At 57.1% G+C, this 17,756-nt stretch carries 15 protein-coding genes; 5 read left to right on the top strand and 10 right to left on the bottom strand.

The window, feature by feature from the left end; translation table 11 throughout:
* Positions 1-163 precede the first annotated feature (163 nt).
* Together VGM18_00150 and VGM18_00155 are read left to right on the top strand one after the other, a co-directional pair.
* The gene (locus tag VGM18_00150) at positions 164-511 is read left to right on the top strand and encodes a histidine triad nucleotide-binding protein (GenBank protein HEY3971378.1); all 348 of its coding nucleotides are present in this window, start codon (positions 164-166) and stop codon (positions 509-511) included.
* An 89-nt stretch (positions 512-600) separates the two neighbouring features.
* Positions 601-2,244, top strand: coding sequence for a cytochrome c3 family protein (locus VGM18_00155; protein ID HEY3971379.1), 1,644 nt, complete (start codon positions 601-603; stop codon positions 2,242-2,244).
* A 20-nt stretch (positions 2,245-2,264) separates the two neighbouring features.
* On the opposite strand, the gene VGM18_00160 is transcribed toward VGM18_00155, so the two are convergent.
* From VGM18_00160 to infC, 7 genes are all read right to left on the bottom strand, one after another.
* Positions 2,265-2,945, bottom strand: coding sequence for a hypothetical protein (locus tag VGM18_00160; GenBank protein ID HEY3971380.1), 681 nt, complete (start codon positions 2,943-2,945; stop codon positions 2,265-2,267).
* Positions 2,946-3,440: 495 nt separating this feature from the next.
* Positions 3,441-4,691 (bottom strand): HDOD domain-containing protein, encoded by a 1,251-nt coding sequence (locus VGM18_00165; protein ID HEY3971381.1) that lies wholly within the window; start codon positions 4,689-4,691, stop codon positions 3,441-3,443.
* A 179-nt stretch (positions 4,692-4,870) separates the two neighbouring features.
* A complete protein-coding gene (pheT, locus tag VGM18_00170; GenBank protein ID HEY3971382.1) occupies positions 4,871-6,946 on the bottom strand; it encodes a phenylalanine--tRNA ligase subunit beta in 2,076 nt (691 codons plus the stop codon).
* 84 nt (positions 6,947-7,030) lie between these two features.
* Positions 7,031-8,143 (bottom strand): phenylalanine--tRNA ligase subunit alpha, encoded by a 1,113-nt coding sequence (gene pheS / locus VGM18_00175; GenBank protein ID HEY3971383.1) that lies wholly within the window; start codon positions 8,141-8,143, stop codon positions 7,031-7,033.
* A 208-nt stretch (positions 8,144-8,351) separates the two neighbouring features.
* A complete protein-coding gene (rplT, locus tag VGM18_00180; GenBank protein HEY3971384.1) occupies positions 8,352-8,708 on the bottom strand; it encodes a 50S ribosomal protein L20 in 357 nt (118 codons plus the stop codon).
* 200 nt (positions 8,709-8,908) lie between these two features.
* Positions 8,909-9,106 (bottom strand): 50S ribosomal protein L35, encoded by a 198-nt coding sequence (gene rpmI, locus VGM18_00185; protein HEY3971385.1) that lies wholly within the window; start codon positions 9,104-9,106, stop codon positions 8,909-8,911.
* Positions 9,107-9,246: 140 nt separating this feature from the next.
* The gene (gene infC / locus VGM18_00190; GenBank protein ID HEY3971386.1) at positions 9,247-9,873 is read right to left on the bottom strand and encodes a translation initiation factor IF-3; all 627 of its coding nucleotides are present in this window, start codon (positions 9,871-9,873) and stop codon (positions 9,247-9,249) included.
* A 240-nt stretch (positions 9,874-10,113) separates the two neighbouring features.
* On the opposite strand from infC, the gene VGM18_00195 reads away from it, so the two are divergent.
* Positions 10,114-10,383, top strand: a complete 270-nt coding sequence (locus VGM18_00195) for a DUF2277 domain-containing protein (GenBank protein ID HEY3971387.1) — start codon at positions 10,114-10,116, stop codon at positions 10,381-10,383.
* Positions 10,384-10,625: 242 nt separating this feature from the next.
* Positions 10,626-10,847, top strand: coding sequence for a hypothetical protein (locus tag VGM18_00200; GenBank protein HEY3971388.1), 222 nt, complete (start codon positions 10,626-10,628; stop codon positions 10,845-10,847).
* A 392-nt stretch (positions 10,848-11,239) separates the two neighbouring features.
* Here the strand turns inward: VGM18_00200 and VGM18_00205 are convergent, their stop codons facing one another.
* The gene (locus VGM18_00205; protein ID HEY3971389.1) at positions 11,240-13,876 is read right to left on the bottom strand and encodes a protein kinase; all 2,637 of its coding nucleotides are present in this window, start codon (positions 13,874-13,876) and stop codon (positions 11,240-11,242) included.
* Between the two features lie 104 nt (positions 13,877-13,980).
* Between VGM18_00205 and VGM18_00210 the strand changes: the two genes are divergently transcribed.
* Positions 13,981-14,364: a hypothetical protein gene (locus VGM18_00210; GenBank protein ID HEY3971390.1), complete on the top strand. Its 384-nt coding sequence runs from the start codon at positions 13,981-13,983 to the stop codon at positions 14,362-14,364.
* Positions 14,365-14,456: 92 nt separating this feature from the next.
* Here VGM18_00210 and VGM18_00215 read toward each other — a convergent pair whose 3' ends face one another.
* Positions 14,457-14,633 carry a hypothetical protein gene (locus tag VGM18_00215; GenBank protein ID HEY3971391.1) on the bottom strand — a complete coding sequence of 59 codons (177 nt, stop codon included), beginning with the start codon at positions 14,631-14,633 and terminating at the stop codon, positions 14,457-14,459.
* A gap of 6 nt (positions 14,634-14,639) precedes the next feature.
* Complete coding sequence (locus tag VGM18_00220) at positions 14,640-17,645, bottom strand: hypothetical protein (GenBank protein ID HEY3971392.1); 3,006 nt, start codon at positions 17,643-17,645, stop codon at positions 14,640-14,642.
* Between the last annotated feature and the right edge of the window lie 111 nt (positions 17,646-17,756).

The raw sequence follows: 17,756 nt of genomic DNA on the forward strand, positions 1-17,756 counted from the left end.
TTGTCTCCTGTAGCACATTAAGAGACTACATCCCGTTTGCATATATCCCTCGACCGCTCAGGCTGGCTCTTCGCTTCCTCGCGGTTACAAACTTGGCACACTCGCACGCGTGCTGACATTTGGCTGCGTCCAATGCTATCGTTGCCGAAAAGGTGATCAAACCATGACCGATCCCGACTGCCTCTTCTGCCGCGTCCTCCGCGGCGAGATTCCCGCGAAAAAAGTTTACGAGGACGACCACGTCTACGCCTTCGAAGACATCAATCCGCAAGCCCCCACGCACGTGCTCATCATTCCGAAGAAGCATTTTGCGGGACTAAAAGAAGCCGAAACCGCCGACGCCGAGATCATCGGCCGCTGCCATCTGGCCGCCGCCCAGATCGCCCGCCAACGCAACATCGAGCAGGGATATCGTACAGTCCTCAACGTCGGCCCCGGCGCCGGACAGTCCGTGTTCCATCTCCATGTCCACCTCTTAGGCGGACGCCCGTTGTCTTGGCCTCCGGGATAATGGGAACGAAACTCGGATGACGCGACGATGTTGGGCAGTCCTACTTTTGACTAGGAATTCGGCAATCCAGCCGCATTTCGATGGAGAACATGAAAGTCTTGAGAATATTCGTCTCGGCGGTTCTCATTGTCGTTCTCGTCGGAACGGTTATGGTTCTTCTTTTGCTTCGGCGGGGCTTCCGAGCAACTGCGACGCCTTCTCCGCTGGAAGTTGCCGTCGCCCGCGCCGCCCGCAACGCGGCAATCCCGAGTGATGAGCGGCACAAGACGAATCCGTTGCCCGCAACTTCGGACGTGAAGCAGCAAGGGCGTGAATATTTTCTGAATCAGTGTGCATCGTGTCATGGCATTGATGGCAGCGGGAAGACGCAGATCGGCCTGAATCTGTTTCCGAGGGTTCCCGATCTACGTGCGGCTGCGACGCAAAATCTTACTGACGGAGAAATTCACTACATCATCGAAAATGGAGTTCAACTCACAGGAATGCCCGCTTGGGGGAATCCGCATACTGAATCCTCTGGCACCAGTTGGAAACTCGTCAGCTTTATCCGAAGCCTTGGGGCAGTTACGAATAAGGAGCAGTCACAACAGTTGACCGCTGCTGCGAGGCATTACGTCGGATCCCAGGCGTGCGAAAAATGTCATGCGGAGATTTATGGGCGTTGGAATAAAACGCCGATGGCCAATGTCGTTCGTGATCCACGTACACATCCCGACGCCTTTGCCGCTGATCCGTCCTCGAGCACGATAGCGAAGTTCACGAAGGATCAAGTGGCCTTCGTCTACGGAAGTATCTGGAAGCAACGTTATTTCACCAAGGTCGGTGACGATTATTTTCCTCTTTCTGTGCAGTGGGACTTCGCCAATCACACATGGTTGCCCTATATGGTCGCAAAGGGAGGGGATTGGTGGGCTTCGCTGTACCCTCCCGACAACATGCAAAGACCGACTGGCCCGCTTTGCGATGGCTGTCACTCCGTCGACTATGACATTCACACGAAGCAGGTCGCGGAGTGGAATGTCGGCTGTGAACGTTGTCACGGGCCGGGAAGCGAACACGTCGCACATCCTTCACGAGCGAATATCCTCAATCCAGCCCAGATGGACAATGTCGCCGGGACGGACACATGTATCTCCTGTCACTCGCAAGGACAACCAGTCCGCAATCCGATAGAAGGGAAATTTTACGACTGGCCCGTCGGCTACCACGTTGGCGCGAAGTTACAGAGCTACTGGCGACTCGAAGATTGCACGCTCGGGCAAACGACGTTCTACTACTTCCCGGACTGCACGGCGCACAAGAACCGGATGCAGGGGAATGATTTCGTCCAGAGCGTGATGTACCGGCATGGAGTAACGTGCGCGTCCTGTCACGATGTCCACGGCACAGCGAACTATGCACAGTTAAGAAAGCCCGCCAATCAAATCTGCTTGGACTGCCACGGGCCGTCGTCTCCGAACGGGCCGCACACGGCGACACGGGAAGAACATAGTCACCACAAGGATGGTAGTCCGGGCAGTGAATGCGTCTCGTGCCACATGCCGGCGATCGAAACTGAAGGTGTACCGGGAGCGTTCGTCCATGCTCACACGTTCCGAGTGGTCTCACCGAACATGACCGAAAAGTACGGCATTCCCAACCCGTGCACATCCTGCCACAAAGACAAATCGACAGGGTGGGCCCAGGACGCGATGCGACAGTGGCCCGAGCACTCGTGGCAAGAGAGGTTCTGAGCCGGGACGACCAAAACTTGCTACTGCACCGTTGGCTCCGAATCTTCCGGCGCTCCATGCCGGCGCAGCAATTGCGGGAGGTTTTGCGAGAATGCCGATCGCGGCAGCACCATGTCGCAGCCCACTTCGTGGGCTTTCTGCTTTAGGTCGCCCTGCACGTGCGACAAGAAGCCGATGATCGACGTCCCCTTCTTCAGCTTGCTTTTCAATTTTGGAATCAGGGTGAGCGGTTTCACGCTGGCGTTATTCAGGTCAAAAATAATCAGCGACGGTTTCTCTTCGCCGTTCTGCTCCATGCGCTCCATCAGGTCTTTGTCCGATTTCACGAACTCGACTTTGACATTGAGCTTGCGCGCCGTTTCTTGAATCTTCGCCATAAAAAAAAGATCTTCGATAAAGGCGAAAATGCGCGAGTTCGTCTCTTCCGCGCTGGCCGGGAGCGGCTCGGGATCTGGTTGAGCGTACGGCGCGGCGAACCCCGGCCTCTGGCGTCCGCCTTTGTGGCCATTGCTGCTATGGTTGCCTCCGGCCAGTGCCGCGCGGTAGCTGTGGTCCATGGGCGCGGTGTAAATGCCGTCCTTGTTTTCCCGGCTCAAGCCCGGTCCGGGGCGCTGACCGCGTTGGTTGTGGGGACGGCGTCCGCGCCGTCGTCTTCGTCCTCCTCCGCCACCGCCGGAGGGTCTTCCTGGTCCTGCGTTCATAGTCCTCTCAAACTTTTTCGCACCTGTTGCGGAATTTTATAGAATCCTAAGGTCCTGCTCGTCGCGCCAATCCCCGCTGCTGAAAAGCTTCCGAGCAAAGCTCCGCACGGCCAACAGAATCGCATCTGCGCAGTTGTGGGTACTGACTGGACACACTATGGAACGAACCCCAGCTCTTGAAACAAACTGCTATTCGAGAATGAAACCTTTACTTTTTGACTTCGTATCGCGATTTTCCGTTTATCGGATCCGTCAGGCGCCGCCTCGGATCGGCTGGCGCGGAAGGCCTGCGCGGGAACGAGGCCTAAATGAGAACATCTTTATCGTACTCGTCCTTCCTATGGAGCGCAAGGCCCATCCCCCTCATGTTTTGCACAGAGGGGCATGAACGACCGGAGGCGTACCGGCTTCAGGCTTTCGGCTTCAGGGAATCTCGCTTTCGAGGCACATTTGCGACTTGGACAAAAGCCGGAAGCCGAGAGCCAAAATCCCATTTCACCCTCCCGCGGAAACCTGGCGCGCCCATTGCTGCGCCTGCCAGTAGTATCCGGCAATTTCCTCCGAATCCAATTTCACGCTCCGGCTCAATTCTTCGGCCGCTTCCCAGTCCCCGCTCTCATGCGCCAGCATCAACTGAAACACCGGACGCAAGACGCTCGGCTGTCCCAACAGCACGGACTTGGTCGGCTGATCCACAGGAATCCTGTCGAGCACTTCTGCCATCGGCATTTCCAGCATGGCATCGATCAGCGACAACAGGCCCAGCAGAAATAAATCCGATTCGCCGTGGGCCACGCGCGGAGCGAGTAACTCCCCAAATCTTCCTCGCACCAGCGCCGACAAAACCAGATCGGTGGTTTTTTCCTGACCCGCACCCACGGCCGCGACCAGCCGCACCCATCGCCGCGCATCGCGCTCCCCCAGAACTGCGAGCGCATGTCTCACCGACTGGATGTGCTGCTGGAAGCCGAAAATTGCAGAATTCAAATATCGCAACAGGCGATAGCACACCGACGCCTCTGCCTTCACCAGCTTCTCTAATTCTTTCAAATTCAACTCAGGACGCGAAACCTCCTGCAGCATCCGCAGATAATTCATCCGATTGGCCGGCATGTCCCGGGTATTCATGATCTCCGGACGCCGAAAAAAATAGCCCTGAAAATATTCAAAGCCCATATCCTTCGCGCGCTGAAACTCGGCGTGGGTCTCAATTTTCTCTGCCAACATTCGGCAGCGCCAGGGCCCGAATCTCCGGATCAACCCCGCTCGCTCCTCTTCCGTCGTCAACTGCATTTCCACTTTAATGATGTCCGCGATCTCCGCCAGCGCCGCCCGCGGATCGTTGGCCACGTAGTCGTCCAAGGCGATCATGTATCCCGATTGCTTCAAACTCTGACAGGCCCTTATCACCTCGGAATCGACGGCAACTGTTTCCAGAACCTCGACGACTGTCGTGGTCGAAGGCAACAGCGTAACCAGTCCCTTGACCAGAGTGTCGCGCGTGCAATTCACAAACGCCCGGCGCCCATCGCACAAAATGTCGAGGCCCATCAGCAACGACCGGTCGAGCGTTGCGCGGGAAGCCTCATCCGTGTCCCCGTGGAAGGTATTTTCCAGGCCGTCGCGAAACAACAGTTCATATCCGAATACGTTCTCTTCCCTGTCGAAGATCGGTTGCCGCGCTACATATCGCAACGGTTTCAGATTCTTCGCCGGTGCGGCCGCCGCACCCTGTCCCCCAGACATATTTCTCACCTTCTTTCTATCGGCGACAACGCGGAAAGCGTGACGGAAGGGTTGGCGGGCATAGATGAAGTGAGAGCATGAGAGTGCTCTCAGGTGGCTCTCTTTTTGGGCCGGACACCATTTCTCGCGGCCTTTTCGAGAAGTGGGAATTCTTAGTTGTGGTCCGCTGAAACTTCTTCCTAAATCCTCTGCATTCCATTCAGGGCGGTAAGCACAGAGACGATCTTCCCCGACCATTGCGCCACTTCATCCTCGCGCAGCGTCCGCTCTTTAGACTGAAATGTTACGCGCAGTAACACCGAATATTTTCCCGGCGCGATCGATCGGCCGCGAAAAATCTCCACCGGACGAAACTCGCGCAGATCGAGAATCCGCAAGTCTGCCACAGCTTTCCTGATCTCCTCAAATGACAAGCTATCGCTAAATACAAACGAAAAATCCCGCTCCACCGCCGGATACTTTGCAATCGCCACGAACTTCACCCGGCGCAGCCCAATTTCGTACAACCGCTCCATATCAAAATCCGCCAAAAACACATCCTGCCGCAATTTGCGGGCCGCGGCGACTTCCGGATGAACCTGCCCAAACTGCGCCACCACCGTCCCATTCACTCGCGCCCGCGCAGATCGTCCGGGATGAAAATATTCCCCCGTCTCGCGGTCGTAGCTGACCTCGCCGGAAAACTCAGCCAGCAGGTTCTCTACGTCGCCTTTGAATCCCCGGAATATTTCGCCAGCTGTCGCATGTACGCCCTGGCTCACGTCGAGCGCATTACCTTTGGGCAAAGAACTCTGTATGGCCGCAGCCGTTGCGCCGAGACAGGCACGCTTCGGTTCGATTCGGTCCATGCCCGATAGTTCGTAAACGCTACCCATCTCAAAGAGCCGCACTTCCGCCACATCGCGATTCAGATTCCACGCCAGCATGCCGAGCATGCCGGGGGCCAGCGACGTTCGCATCACCGAGGCTTCTTCGCTTAGCGGATTTTCCAACTCCAGTACCTTCGCGCCTGAAAAGTTCTCCGCATCCACATGCGAAATAAACGTCAACGACAGTGCCTCGTTATATCCGAGCGCCAGAGCCCGCCCTCGGAAAGCCGCGTCCATCGCGGCGTGTGGCGGCTCGGCCACGGCTCCGCTGTACGCCGGCAAGGTATTCTCAAACTTGTCATATCCGTGCAGCCGCGCGATTTCTTCGATTACGTCGATCTCGCGCTCCACATCCAGCCGCCAACTCGGAATATGTACGCGAAACTGCGCGTCGTGCTGGCCTTCAGGAATGAGCGTGAAACCCAGTCTCTTCAGAAGGCTGAATATCCGACTCGCGTTAAGATTCCCACCCAGGATGCGGCGCACATCTGCCAAATGCAACACGACCGGAGCCTGATCCATGCGCCTGGAAATCGCATCGACGACATCGCCGGCCAGTTCTCCCCCGCCCGACTCGAGAATCATCTGCGCCACCAGATCGCACGACAGCACGGTCGACTCAAAATCCGCGCCGCGCTCGAAGCGGTGCGAAGCGTCGGTATGCAGTCCATGCCGCCGCGACATTTTCCGCACAATCCCCGGATCCCACCACGCCGACTCGATCACGATGTTCCGAGTCTTCTCCGTAATCATCGTGTCGTAGCCGCCCATCACGCCGGCGAGGCCGACCGGTTTCTTCGCGTCGCACACCACGAGATCTTCGGAAGTCAGCTTGCGCTCCACGCCGTCAAGAGTGTTCAGCGTCTCCCCGTCGCGAGCCTTGCGCACAATTATCTTCCCGCCCTCCAGCAGATCCATGTCGAAAACGTGCGTAGGCTTCCCCATCGCCCACAAAACGTAATTCGTAGCATCGACGGCATTCGAGATGGGCCGCTGATCCAGCAGTTGCAGTCGATGCGCGATCTTCTCTGGCGAAGGCTGGATGCGAGTCCCGCGAATCACGCGCGCCGAAAACCGCGGACAAAGCTGCGGCTCCTCGACAAAGATCGGAAATGCCGTATCCGAGGTCGGGGCTGAAAGCTGAAAGCTTAGAGCTGAGAGCTGTTTCAGCGCCCGATCATAAATCGCCGCCGCTTCCCGCGCCACACCGTAATGATTCATCGCATCCGGCCGATTGGTCCCGATCTCCATCTCGAACACCGTATCGGCGCCGCTCCCGCTGATTCCCTCAACCGATATCCCAACATTGGTCAAGTCCTCAGCCAGCCGACGGTCATCGACGGAGAGATCAACGAATTCGCGAATCCATTCTGCGGATAACTTCATGATCGAGAACTTAGGACAGATCCAGTATTTCCGCCTGCCAACGACTAACGACTAACGACCAACGACCGACGACCAACGACGGTTTTACCCAAACTGCTGCAAGAACCTCACGTCCCCCTGAAAGAACAGCTGAATATCATCCACGCCATATTTCAGCAGCGCGAGCCGGTCGACGCCCATGCCGAACGCGAATCCCGAAATCTTCTTCGGGTCGTATCCGTTGTCCTTCACGAACTCGAACACATTCGGATCAACCATCCCGCATCCCAGCACTTCAATCCATCCGGTCTGCTTGCATGGACGGCACGGGTCCGCCCCGCGCCTTCCGCTCCCGCCGCAAATGAAGCACGTGACATAAAGTTCCGCGCTCGGCTCGGTGAATGGAAAGAACGAGGGACGAAAATGCGTCTTCACCGACGATCCGAACAGCGCCTTCATGGCGTGATCGAGCGTCCCCTTTAAATCTCCGAATGTAATATTGGTGTCGACGGCGAGCCCTTCGATCTGATGAAACATCGGCGAATGACTCGCATCGGGAGGATCGTTGCGGTGCACCGTCCCCGGAATCACAATGCGAAGCGGCGGACGCATCTTTTCCATCGTGCGAATCTGCACCGGAGACGTGTGCGTGCGCAGCAGCAGGCGTTCGCGTTGCGGCTTCGACTGCTGCCCGGCGATGAACAAAGTGTCCTGCGTATCCCGCGCGGGATGGTTCGGCGGAAAATTCAGCGCCTCGAAATTATAGTAATCGGTTTCAATGACGGGGCCTTCCGCGACGGAATATCCCAGCTTCTGAAAGACGCCGACAATTTCATGCATCGTCCGCATCACTGGATGCTCGGCGCCAATCGGCCGCCGCACGCCGGGAAGCGTGATGTCCACGCGCTCCGCCGCCAGCAAATCTCCGCTGCCGCCTACGTGCGCGCCCTCCACTAGCTCTGTAATTCGCGCCTTGAGTTCATTCACGCGAATTCCGGCCTCGCGCTTTGCCTCTTTCGGCGCGCCCTTCAGCCACAAATCGTTAATTTGTGTGAGGAAGCCGTTCTTGCGTGCCATCCAGCGATCGCGAAACGCTTTCAGATCCGCATCATTACCGACCTCTGCCGCCTCAGTCCCACACGCAGCAACGCATTCGCCCGAAGCCTTCTCCAGCGCCGCCGCCGAATAGTCGGTGAGTTTGGGAACGGTATATGTCACGTTGTATATGAAAATGCATTGTCATCCTGAGCGCGCTCTATGCGCGAAGGATCTATGCAACTCCGCGCGGAATGCATAGGTTCTTCGCTTCGCTCAGAATGACAAGTTGAGTATGACGAAGTTAAGTATAAAAACGAACGGAAGGCACGGCTGAAGCCGTGCCCTTCCCGGTTTTACTGAAAGCTGAAAGCTGACGGCTGAAAGCTTCCTACGCCAGCGCGCCCTTGGCCTGCGTCGCCAGGCTCGCAAAACCCGCCGGATCTTTCACCGCCAAATCCGCGAGAATCTTGCGGTCCAGTTCGATTCCGGCAACCTTCAAGCCGTGAATGAACTGGTTGTAGCTCATCCCATTCAGCTTGGCGGCGGCGCCGATGCGCACAATCCACAGCGAGCGATACTGCCGCTTGCGCTGCTTGCGTCCGGAGTAGGCAAACTTCAGCCCGCGCTCGACCGCTTCTTTCGCCGAACGGTAAAGCTTCGACTTAGTCAGGAAGTAACCGCTGGCGCGGTCTAATATTTTTTTGCGCTTGGCGCGGCGTTTGGTTCCGCGTTTTACACGAGGCATTGGTATTCTCCTTTTTATTTCACTTTAACGGCGGCTGGAGGTAAGGACGATTCGCCGGATTTACTAGGGAAGGCCGGCGGTCTCTGACCTCTTCACGCGCCTGAGGAAACCAATTGTTGATTTGATGATTGTCGATTAAAACCCAGACCAAGCTGGTCTTTTCAATCAACAATGAACAATCAAAAAATCAACAATAGCTTCTACTGGTACGGAATCATCCGCTTGACCTTGGCGAGATCTCCATCGCTGACCAGAGCGGACTTTCCCAATTTCCGTTTTGTCTTCTTGTCTTTCGATGTCAGGATGTGACGCAGTTTCGCGTGTCCCCGCTTCACCTTCCCTGTCCCGGTTAGCTTGAAGCGCTTGGCAGCGCCTTTGTGCGTTTTTAATTTCGGCATAAGTTCCTCAAAACAGCAGTTAGTAGCTAGCTATCGGCACTCAGCCAAAACAAAATCTACCCCGAAGCATTCTCTCGACTGGCCAAATGCCAAGTGCTAATCGCTAATTGCTTTGAATTTGTTACCCGGCAGCCGCGTCCCTACGACGCTGGCTTGGCGACCTGCGCCGACGGAGCGCTGGGGCTCGGAGCACTTTGCGCCGCTGCCTTTTCCGCCTTCTCAGCTTTGTGCTTCTCTTTCTCTCGTTCCTTCTCCGTTTTCTTCGGAGCCAGGATCGCGTGCAGCGTATTGCCTTCCTGCCGCGGACGAAATTCCACAATGCTGTGCGGCTCGACGTCTTTAATCAGCCGCTCCAGAATCTGCCGGCCGAGCCCGGTGCGCGTCATCTCGCGTCCGCGGAAAAAAATCGTGGCCTTAACCTTGTCGCCTTCGTCCAGAAAGCGCAGCACGTGATTCCTTTTGGTCTCGTAATCGTGGTCGTCCACATTAATGCGGAACTTGACCTCTTTTACGGTGATGGTTTTCTGGTGCTTCTTGGCTTCGCGCTCTTTCTTTTCCTGTTGGTAGAGATACTTCCCGTAGTCCATAATGCGGCACACGGGAGGCTGCGCGGTGGGCGAAATCTCAACCAGGTCCAGATTCTTTTCGCGGGCTTTCCTGATCGCTTCGTAAGGCGGCATGATACCCAGTTGCTGCCCTTCGTCGTCAATCACGCGGATTTCACGCGCCCGAATGCGATCGTTGATGCGAATAAAACGTTTATCGATACAATCCTCCGTGCTCTAAATGGCTAAGAATCAAGAATTATAACACGGGGATTCCTCCTTTGCGGTCTGTCGGCAGCTTGAACTTTTAATCTGAGAGATCGAATTGGAGCGACCGAACTCCAGCGAAAGGTTAAGAGCGTAACAAACGCAGCTTCTTGCGAGAGAATATCCTAGAGAATATTCTGAAGATCGACGCACGGACGTAAACGAGGTCGACCGCAGGCGCCCAATCCCAATCTTATGTGCAGAAATATCAAAGTCCTCTTCAATTTCGCGCCGCCTGTCACCGATGACGAGGTTCATGCCGCGGCGCTTCAGTTCGTTCGGAAAATCACCGGCTTCAACAAACCCTCCCAGGCCAACGAAGCCATTTTTCTGGCTGCTATCGAGCAAGTGGCCGCGGTTTCGACTTACCTGTTGCGTTCGCTCGAAACCACAGCGCCTCCGAAGAATCGCGAAGAAGAATCCGCCAAAGCAAAAGCGCGCTCCGCACTCCGCTTCGGCAGATAATTAACCGCAAGTCCGCAGCGGGCACCGGGGCGCCTTGCCCGCCCCAACAAACCTTGTCTTAGCCGTCGAACAAAACTTAAAGGCAGAAAGGCAGGAGTATTAGATCCCGACGCCTGACGCTTATTTCCCGCCTCGGTCCGTCTATCCAAGCAAGGTCTACAGTACGTACGGTATAGTACACTTCGCGAAGTTGAGGCATGATGTTGTCGGCGCGCGCCCAAACAGCGATTGCCTCCCCCTTTATGCCTAGCCGCCGCCTCGACGACCGTATTCGAGATTTGTCTGCCAACGTTGCGCGTGCGGCCAACGGCGACGTGGAAGGAATTCTCCAGGAGTTGCTGGCCGCCATTCACGAAAAACTGGAGCGTCTCCGCGCCCGCGCGGCGACCCGTTTCCTCACGGGTGAGTGTCTCGAAGAAAGACGAGCCATCGTACCCGATCGCTACCTGCGCACGCCGCAATAACAATAATCACGCCGCAATATATTGTTGCCCAGTCCCCATTTCCGCCACTTTGCCGCCGTTCGGTAGCCTACCCTACGCTTCCTTGGTTGACTCTTATCATTCGTTTGCGATACCTATTTCCGCAGCATTTCAGAAAGACCCATGACCCCTGAAGAACGTACGCGCATGAACTCTCTGTGTGAACAGATCGCAAAAGAACGAGATCACGAAAAATTCGTGAAACTGGTTCAGGCACTCAACGAACTCCTGGAGAACAAGGAGCAGCGGCTCGACGACCCGAACCGAGACCCATACTAGAGATCCGGATAAGGGCACAGTCGAAAAGCCGTGAATTGGACGCGAGGCCTACTTCCGGGCTGGCTCGGTTGGGCTGACGCTGATTCCGATTCGGCCTACTCCGTTTCCCAGTCCACGGAATAAACATCCTGGGTTCCGGTATCGCGAAGCAGCAGCGGTGAATCGTCGGGAGTGAGTGCGAGGCTGCCACCGTAGCGGCCCGTAGTCGCCAGACTCTTCAGATCGGCGACCAGCTCCGTCTTGCCGTCGCTCATTCGAATTCTGACCACGGTATCGTTGCCTTGATGATCCAGCACATAGACGTAGTGGCCATCGTGCGACCAGTTCAGCCAACTGAGCGAACCATTCGCCAGTTCGCTCCATTTTCTGGTTTTAAAATCAAACGCCAGAAGACGCTTCGAGTCGGCGGAGAATGCGGAAACGTAGCGGCCATCGGGCGACCAGCGGGGCGAGTAGAAACCTTGCGAATCGGGCAGGTCGGCAACCTGATGAGTAGCGACGTCAAGAATGTGAATCGCCGATAAGGGATCGTTCGATTCGTTGCTGAAAATGATCTTGCTCCCATCTGGCGCCCAGTTCGGGTCCAGTTGCTGGTGCGGATCTTCCGGCATGAGTTGCCGCGGATTTCCGCCGCCGGCAGAGACTTCATAGATTCTGGCAGGCTTCGCCGCACTCAACGCGAACTCAAAAAAAATGATGTTCTTGCCGTCTGGCGACCAGCGCGGCAACACAGGATACATGGGAGGATCGGTCAGTTGCAGGCGCTCGCTTCCATCCACCTTGCTTCGCCAGAGCCTACCTTCGGGATAGGAGACGTAACTCACCCACTGGCCGTCTTTCGAGAAGGCGACATACTCTGCTGAAATTCCGCCGAGAAAGGGTACGAACTGGACCGATTTCGCGTCGTAGCGGGTCAGTTCGCCGCGATAGGTTCGACCGATCAGAAAGAGCTTCTTGCCATCTCTGCCGGGAAGCGGCGAGGAGAGCGATAGCGGGCTGGATGTAAGCTGGACCGGCTTGGGAGCGGAGCGCAGAAAGCCGCCGCTCTTGGGGACAGCCCAAATCTGATTGTTCGATTGAAATACAAAGTATCTTCCGTCGGCCGTCCATTTGCCGCAACATTCGTCGGGAGGATCGTGCCAGCCTTCGAACAAGCGATGCAAATCGGTTCCCGCCAGCGATACTTCCCATTCAAGCTGCTGCCCGGCCGTTCCGGCTGTGCTCGAAGAGTCAAAGCGGAGGCGGCCGCTATCGGGCGACCACGCGAGATTCAGGATGTCGCCCTTCACGCTCAACAATTTGCGCGATTCGGCTCCATCGGGCCGGGCCACGAACAGGTCGCCCAGGCTGTTATAAGCCAACCATTTACCGTCCGGAGACCAGGCACCTGTTTCGCCCACGAGATCGCCAAGTTTGCGTGCAGAGCCGCCCAGGATCGGAACACTCCAGAGGGGGCCTTTCGGAGGCGCCCCTTGGCCATTGACCACGAGAAGATCGGATCCATCCCGCGACAGATCGACGGCGTCCATGTCCGGCAAAGGCAGAATCGAAAGTTTTCTCGGCTCCCCGCCGCCGACAGACATCTCGGCAATGCCCTGGGAAGAGAAGCTTCCTGCCCTTACCTCGCCCAGGTTGATGTAAAGACGGGAGCCATCCGTTCCAATGAGAGATTTCTGCTGGCCGTCATGGGTGAGCTGAGTGTAGTTCGAGATCCGCGGAGTGGGCGGCGGTTGGGTCAAGAAATACGTGAGAACCGCCAGTATCCCTACAACTACCAGGGCCGTAGCAGCGAGCGCGGTGCGTCGCCGCTGCGGCTCGACTTGTTTTTGTGTCGCTTGCTGTTTTTGCGGGGCGGACCTGATGGAATGTGCGCTTGTCGGCGGTGCGTTTCCGGAATCTGACAAGGCCTCCAGCGCGAATGCCAGATCGGATGCCGATTGAAACCGCTGCTCCGCATTCTTCTCCAGACAACGCAGGATGACTCTCTGTAACGCCATCGGCGTATCGGGCGCCAACTCCGACAAGGGCACCGGCTCTTCGTTCAGGATCGCGCTCATCGTGTCGGCCGAGGTTGACCGCTCGAACGCCCGTTTCCCTTTCACCATTTCGTATAGGATCGCGCCAAACGCAAAAATGTCGGTGCGATGGTCGGTCGCCAGCCCGCGCACCTGTTCGGGAGACATATAGCCCACGGTCCCCATCGCCACTCCCGGCATGGTGAGCGTTTGGGCATCCGTGGCCGAATCTTTCGGCTGCGTCACTTTGGCCAAGCCGAAGTCAAGGATCTTAATCCGTCCATCTTTGGTGACGAACAAGTTGTCCGGCTTCAGGTCGCGATGCACGATTCCCTTTTCGTGCGCCGCCGCTAGCCCCTGTGCAATCTGCACAGCGTAATCGAGCGCCTTGCGCATCGCCAGCGGGCCGCGCCGTACGCTCTCGGCCAGAGTCTTGCCTTCCAGCAACTCCGATACCAGATAGGGCACGCCCGCGTAGGTTCCCATCTGGTACACCGCAAGAATGTTGGGATGATTCAGCGCCGCCGCGGCCTTGGCTTCCACCTCGAAGCGATGCAGCCGATCAGGCTCGGACGAGACCAACTCGGGCAGAACTTTGATCGCGACCTCGCGCTCCAGGCGCGTATCGCGCGCGCGGTACACCTCTCCCATGCTCCCCGCTCCAAGCGGCGAAAGAATCTCGTATTGACTGAGTCGTGTCCCGGCGGCCAGAGGCATGAGTGCGACAATTATAGTCCCGCACGAAAACTAAGCTGCCAAAAACGCCCGATTACAACCAACTGCGGTGTCCGGAAAATCCCGGCAGCGGCTACGGTCGCGTGATGCTCTACCGCCCGGTGCGCTGGAATTATTTCTATGACAATGACGGGCAGCCGATCATCCGGCTGATTCGAAAGCTGACAAAGTTACGCCGCGGCGGACCGCAGTTTAGCGATGGCCAGCACTACTTCTACAACGACTACAGCAACTTCAACTCGAAAGGCTTGATGGCTTTCTCGCGGCAGCTCGGAAACACGTTCAGCCTGATCGTTGTCAACTTCACAGATCAGCCGCAGATCACAAGTTTTTCTTTTCCCGTTAGCGGCGAGTACGTTGAGCAGATTGAGGGCGCGCAGAATTTAGCTGCGATAGTCGCCGGCACGGCGCAGGCGCTGACTGTGCCCAGCAACTATGGTTGCATCTGGACGGTCACAGGAGGAACATAGCCAATTTCCTACCCTCTGGAGAGTCCGTAACCGTGAGTCAACAGCCGGAAGCCCGACGCCGCTTTACGCCGAGGAAAGAGCCGTTCGAGCAGTTATGAAACCTTGCGGATAATATTGCAATGCGCAGACGTTCCCGCCAGCTTTCCGCAGGTGAGCGCGCTCGTGACGAACACCGGCTCGTAGCGAAACGCGGGTTTCAGATAGGGCTTTTTTTGGATGTACGCCGCCGATTCATGGAGGAGATGGATCGGTTCTTCTACTTGGCCCATATGGGCTCAGTGTAGACCACTTTGTGTTCGCTTTACGGCGCAACTGCTGTCGTCGTTAACTGGATTGGTTCCACACGCGCCGGCGGCGCCGCCCAATGTCGAGAAGTAAAGACTGGATGCTTCACCCGACGTACTGATGTTGTCCACCACAATTCCACTGGTCCCCCCTTCCTCCGCGGCGGTGCTGTCGAACACCGCTGGAGGTCCGGCGGTGATGCTGAACGACATCACGCACCCAGTCGCGGAGCCGCCGGACGCGCAATTCTTTGGGGCGCCAACGAAAAGCCAATCGATCCCCTGCGCCGTGTTGTAGATCTCGTTCAACGGCGAGCACTCTTCCTTGTCCGTCGTCACCGCAGGACCCGCAGTCGCCGTAGTGCTCATCACGCCCGCCGCGATCGGGATGCTCCATATCGTGGACGGGTTACCCGCAACGCTGGTGCTGCTGCACGCGTACAAATTCCCGGTGCCGTTGGCGCTGCTGTAAAAAATGTTGTCGAAAATGCCGTCATGCAAGGTTTCCTCGCCCGCCGGTCCGAGGTTGGCGACTTTTACGCTGGCGACGTTGAAGCTGGCCAGGGGAATCTCCACGACGGCGGCAGAGCTCGTATTAGCGGGCTGAGTATTCCAGTCATTGCCGAATACAAAAGCGTCGCCCGTGACGATATCGACGATGGGCGGATCCGCAATCGCGCTCTTAAAGCCCGAAGTCGTTCCCGCCTGCGCCGCAACCGTCCCGCAAGAAGCGGCAGTCGTGCCGTTGTCGGTTACACAATAAACATTCCCCAGGTTGTCGGCCACGATCACGCTGTTCGTACGACTGTCAAACACCGGGCCCGTCAGTACTTTACCTGCGGATATAAGGTACGTCCAGCCGGCCCCCGGCGTCCCGTTGAAGATGCCGGTAACTTTGTAGAGGTACCCTCCATTGTCCCCGAGGAAAGCAGTATCGGTGGTGCCGTCAGGGCCAAAGTTCGGGAATATCGACGAGTTCGTGACTTCGTTGCCGTGGGGGTCGGTGAGGTTGATCATGCAGGAGGTGTTGGCCGGACAACTAGCCCAATTGGTTAGCGTTGTGTTCGTGGGAGTCGCGGGCGCACTCACGGTGCCTTCTCCCGCCTTCCATTTCAGCAGGTGCATGAATCCCCCGCCGTTATTTTGTTCGAGAAACGCCACTTTGGTTCCATCGTAAGAAAGGGTGGGCCACGTAGTGACCGGGCTGGTGGTTACGTTGTAAGCCCACATGACGGTGGGCGCTCCCACCGTTGCAGGAGACCCGGCGCACAGGCCCGAAGGGGCGGTGTTGCCGGTGAAACTTGACCACGAGAAGCCGGTTGCGTCGGTCGAAAGGGCGATGGTGTTTCCTGTGCCGTTGGGCGGCCCAAACACCGTCACCAGATCGCTATTGGCGCCGGTGCCTTGCACGGCGGTAAAGCCAACGCCGCTTCCGTTGTTGTTAATGATGCTGGTGAGGTTTGCGGCCAGCTGCGTGGTAGTGTCCACGCCTGTGCTTGAGGTGTACTGAAAATTCGTGCCCAGGTTTGAGCCGTCCGTGCCGCCGGTCAGGGTCGCCCCGCTCAGAGTGATCTCCGCAGCGGTGGCGTTCGAGGACAAGGCGGTGAAAATGGTATCGCCTTCGGAGCCCGGGACCCTCGACGTCAGGTTGACTTGGTTCCCGGTGCCAGTCGCCCCGACCGCAGCATTCGGATTCGCGCCAGCGGCACACAAGAAGGTTGTCGTGCTGCCGGCTCCAGAGTCGATCGCTGAACCCAGGTTGGCGGCCGCAGTCGCTGTCGATGCGACCAGACCCTCGTAGACGTTACATTGTCCGGCCGGCGGCGTTAGCACCGGGACAGCCGAAAAATTGTACTGTACTTTTTGCACACCCGTGCCAATGCTCACTTGCTTGCCGTTTAGTCCGGTAACGGAGTCCACGGTGATGCTTCCCGTTGCGGTGGTGGAAGTCGCGGTTAAGACCAGCGATGCCGAACCGTTACTGATCGTGATGGTTTGGCCGTTGTCGATTCCGTTGCTCGAGAAGGTTCCGATCGCGCTGCCTTGCGTCCCCGGCGCGACGTAGAGGTTGTTGAATGCGACGATGGAGGGCTGGCCTTCCTTGCCATTGGCAAAAACCGTTACGTTGGCGTTGGTGCTGGGAGTTGACGAAACCGCCAGAGGAAGGCTGTTGCCCGCTTCACCGCCGAGTTTGGCCGTCAGGTTGACGATGTCATTGGGAGCTGTGGGGTTCGCAGCCGTGACGTTCGCGTTGGCCGAAGCGGGGTCGCAAGAATAGTTGGTTCCGCCGGAGTTATTAATAGCAGCCGTCAGGTTTGCCGCTGAACCTTTGCCGTTATCGCCCGCCGGGATTTTCACGTTGCAAGTGTCGATCGTAGTGGCGGTTGTAAGAGTCGTCTGAAAACTGTAAACCACTGCTCCCACCTGAACTTGACTGTTGTTCGCTGGCGGCGAATTGCTCGCCTGTCCGAAAACCAGGCTGCCTGTGGCCGCCGTAGCCGCGGCACCTTTTTGGTTCAGCAAGAAAGTTACGTAATCGTTGGCGCAGCTGGGCGTGGCATTGATGTTGTAGGAATATTTCGCCGGATACAAACCGTCGTTCACACCGGCATTAGCAGTGCCACCGAGGAAGTAACTCCAATCGCCCTGTGGCCTCGACTTGAGCTTGCGCCGCAGCCGTCTCGAAAGCTCGCCCCGCTCCGCTTCTTCGATTTCGAAAATCCCCGTTGGCTCCTGCTGGTGGTTGCGCCGAAGCTCCTGCATCCTGTAACGCACGTCGGATTTAATCTTCTCCCGCTCTTCAGGCGTCAGCAGAGGCCAACCCTGCAACCCGCCCTCGCTCCGAACCGCCTCCGGATTGGAAAAAACCACATGCTGTGTGGTCCAGTCTTCGATCAGCGGGACTCTCTCCGCTTCCTGACCAAACATAAAAATGCCAAGGCTCATCGGCGCCAGAAAAGCCGCCGCGAGAATCGCAAGTTTGAAAATCGGTTTCACAGCCCTCGCTCCTCCTGAGTCGGCAAAAGAACGGTTTTCGAGACAATTATTTGCCACACAACGGCTTGCGAAAAAATGGCTTCCGAGGCGGCTCAGCACGTTTTCAGACGG

The sequence above is a fragment of the Candidatus Sulfotelmatobacter sp. genome (assembly GCA_036500765.1).
Taxonomy (GTDB): domain Bacteria; phylum Acidobacteriota; class Terriglobia; order Terriglobales; family Acidobacteriaceae; genus Sulfotelmatobacter.